Annotated in this window: 3 protein-coding genes; 2 read left to right on the top strand and 1 reads right to left on the bottom strand. The window is 58.4% G+C overall.

What is annotated here, in order from left to right:
• Both AC1XOS_RS21295 and AC1XOS_RS21290 read left to right on the top strand, forming a co-directional pair.
• Positions 1–864, top strand: an 864-nt coding sequence (locus AC1XOS_RS21295; protein ID WP_481964220.1) for a hypothetical protein, incomplete at its 5' end; no start/stop codon positions are given.
• Positions 861–2405: a hypothetical protein gene (locus tag AC1XOS_RS21290; RefSeq protein ID WP_481964219.1), complete on the top strand. Its 1545-nt coding sequence runs from the start codon at positions 861–863 to the stop codon at positions 2403–2405. The genes AC1XOS_RS21295 and AC1XOS_RS21290, both read left to right, overlap by 4 nt.
• Before the next feature lie 58 nt (positions 2406–2463).
• Here the strand turns inward: AC1XOS_RS21290 and AC1XOS_RS21285 are convergent.
• A partial coding sequence (locus AC1XOS_RS21285; protein WP_481964218.1) for a formylglycine-generating enzyme family protein occupies positions 2464–3421 on the bottom strand: 958 nt, incomplete at its 5' end.

Here is a 3421-nt window from a genome sequence, read left to right as displayed (position 1 = left end):
GACTACGGGCTTGAGTGCTACTTCCCCCACGGTGGCCAGTACCAGATCGCGCTGAGTTTAAGCGTACCGGGTGAGCCCAAGCCCATCACGGCGAGCTTCTTAGTGGATGTCCAAGACGCTGAGGCGCGGCAGGGCAAGAAGCCCGTTCCAAAGCCCTACTTCGTCGAGGTTAAGAGTGTCGGCGCGGCAGTCGCGGGCAAGCCTGTTGAGCTGCGCTTTGCTATCCGAGACACAAAAACCAAAGCGATTGTCAAGGACTTTGACATTGCCCACACCAAGGTTTTTCACCTGCTCATCACCAGTAAAGACCTCGCCTGGTTCGCACATGAGCACCCGGAGGCACAACCCGATGGTACGTTCACCCACACACAGGTCTTTCCCAGCGGCGGTGAGTACCGGATCTACGGCGATGTTGCTCCGAAAGGCGCGGGTTCGCAGATTCTCGGCACAACGCTCAAGGTGGCTGGCCCTGCGGCAAAGCCCGTTCCGCTCGTGGTAGGCGGGACGAAAAATACGGTGGATGGGATCACGGCGAATTTTAGCACAGCAACGAGTCCGATTCCCATCGGCAAGAGCACGATGCTCACCTTCAAGCTGACCGATAGTGCGGGCAAGCCCATTACCGATCTAGAGCCCTACTTAGGGGCATTTGGCCACCTGATGATCATTCATCAAGACGGCCAGACCGTGGTTCACAGCCATCCTGCCGAGGACGAGGCAGGTCTTGCAGCCTCGAAACGAGGTAATGTTGCCTTCAATGCTCGCTTCCCTAAGCCAGGGATCTACAAAGCTTGGGGCCAGTTCCAGCGCGGTGGGCAGGTCATCACGATCCCCTTTGTCGTCAAAATAGGAGGGGCTAAGTGAAGCCGCTTCTCACCGTGTTACTCGCTCTCGCGCTCGTCGGCCCTGCTCTTGCGCATCCCCCCAAAGGCGCGAAGAAGCTTGGCCCCAGCAAGGCCACACCGATCTTAAAGCAGGCACTGGATGCCAAGAAAAAGGGCGACATGAAGGGCTACGAGGCGGCGCTCTTGGCGGCCAAGAAGATTCTCGCCGAGGAGGGGCGCTTTGCTTGCTGCATCGGGGGCGGCTGCGCAGAGTGCGCCCTAGAAGGCAGCTGTGGCTGCGCGGCGAATCTCTTTGAGAAAAAAGGCGTCTGTAAGACCTGCCTAGAGGGCATCAAGGCGGGCAATGGCCGCTACGACAATCTCACGCCGGACATGCTCTTTGAGCAGCTCATGGAGATGGAGATGAAAGGGACATTTGGCCCGTGGCGCATGAGTCGCGAAGGCTCCGGCACGACTTGGCTTCCGGAGTCTAGCCCGATGTACGGCAAGATGAGCGAGCTTGGGAGCTGGCAGCTGATGCAGATGGGTCTTGCGACTCTTGCCTATGGCGACGCGGGTGGTAAGCGAGGAGAGAGCCAGACCTATGGCGCGACCCAGTACATGCTCATGGGGCAAAAGCGCGACGAAAAAGAGCGCGTTCTGGGTCTGCGCGGCATGTTCTCACTCGACGCGCTCACCAATGGCAAGAAGGGCTATCCGAATCTCTTCCAGACAGGCGAGACGGCCAACGGCCAGCCGCTCAAAGACCGCCAGCACCCCCACGATCTGATCATGGAGCTAGCCGCCACCTACAGCGCCCCACTCGGGGGAGATAAGCGTGGCTTTCTCTACCTGGCACCGGCGGGTGAACCTGCGATTGGCCCAGCGGCGTTTCAGCACCGGCCCTCAGCCTGGGACAACCCGAGCGCGCCTATCTCGCACCACTGGCTTGATGGCACCCACATTACCTACGGGGTCGCAACGGCGGGTGTGACGGCAGGGGATAAGTGGAAGGTGGAGGGCTCGATCTTCAATGGGCGTGAGCCGGGCGAGGATCGCAACAACATTGATCCGATACGCCTCAACTCCTATGCGGGCCGCATTACGCATAACCCAACCAAGGATTTAAGCTTTCAAGCATCGTACGGCTTTCTCAAGTCCCCAGAAACCCTGGAGCCAGGTGTGAACCAGCACCGTCTGACCCTTTCCGCGATGCACAATACAGCGTTCGAGAACGGTGATAACCTGGCGTCGATGGTTGCCATTGGACAGAACCTAAAGGACGGTGGCAAGACCACAGCGCTTCTGGCGGAGACCGCGTATACCCACGGCAGACAGACCTACTTCGCACGGCTCGATAACACCCAAAAAGACGAGCTGGTCGGCGTGCCCACGGGAGTCTACCGGGTGCAGAAGCTCTCGCTTGGTGGTGTCCACAACCTCAAGCAAGACGAGCGCGGCCAGCAAGGTGTCGGTGCATCGCTCGATTTCTATTCGTACCCTTCGACTCTCAAAGCCTCTTACGGTACTGCACCAGTCTCGGTCAACGTCTTCTACCGCTGGCGATTCGGCAGGATGTAACCCCGCGCCGTTCTATCGCGTTCGACGGATGGAGCAGCGACGGGGCGAGGTGAGACGATTACAGTCCTGGGTGGAGAAGGCGAAAGCCCCAGCTGTCGTACGCGTTGGTCGGAGCGATGTTGAACCGATCCACGCAGCGGAAGTTCACCGCGTATTCGTCGACCCAGGAGCCGCCCTTTAGGTAGCGACTAGCGCTATCCGGGCCGTCGCTGCACCACTGCCACACATTACCCGCCATATCAGACAGGCCATGGCTGTTCACGAAGATGTTAGAGCTACGCTTAACAGGAGCAGTACCCTTATCATCACTCGTCTTTGTCCACCAAAGCTGATCCGAAGGCGCATCATTGCCCCAAGGGTACTCAATATTTCTACCACCATCGCGAGCTGCGTACTCGAACTCAGCGCTCGTCGGCAAGCGACCACCCGCCCATGTCGCAAACGCACTAGCCTCGTTCCAGCTTACATACACCATAGGATGATCGTCTATCCAGTCCCAATCAGGCTTATCCTTTGGCATACTCTTACCCGTCGCCGCGCAATACGCTTTATACTGAGCCACCGTAACAGGAGTCGCGTCCATCCAGAAGTCTGCAATCGTGCCGTTGCCAGGGACAAAACACATCTCCGCGTTGCCCTTGCGCGTCTTGCGAGAACCCTTGACCTTGCCAGCCGGAACTACAGGATCGGGGATAGGCTCGGGCTCAAGACGCACATCGTACTCGCTTACCACGCCACGCTTGATTACGACTTCCCCACCATCCGCTTTGAATCCACGAGCCGTGATCAACACAGAAACAGACTTGCTCTCACTCTCTGTTAAGTCCTCGCCGTACGAACCACCCGAGACGACTGCACCATTCACTTTGATAACCGAACCCGCAGGCGCGTTCTTGAAAACCAAGCTCGCACGGAAGCTCTTCTTCGCTACCCTTGCCGCCTCAACGATAGGCGCAGGCTCTGCCGCTGCAATCACCTTGCTGGAGAACACCAGCTTTCCGGTGCCGTTACGGGCA

This window comes from Armatimonas sp. (genome assembly GCF_964826245.1).
This window is presented reverse-complemented; position numbering and strand designations above follow the sequence as displayed.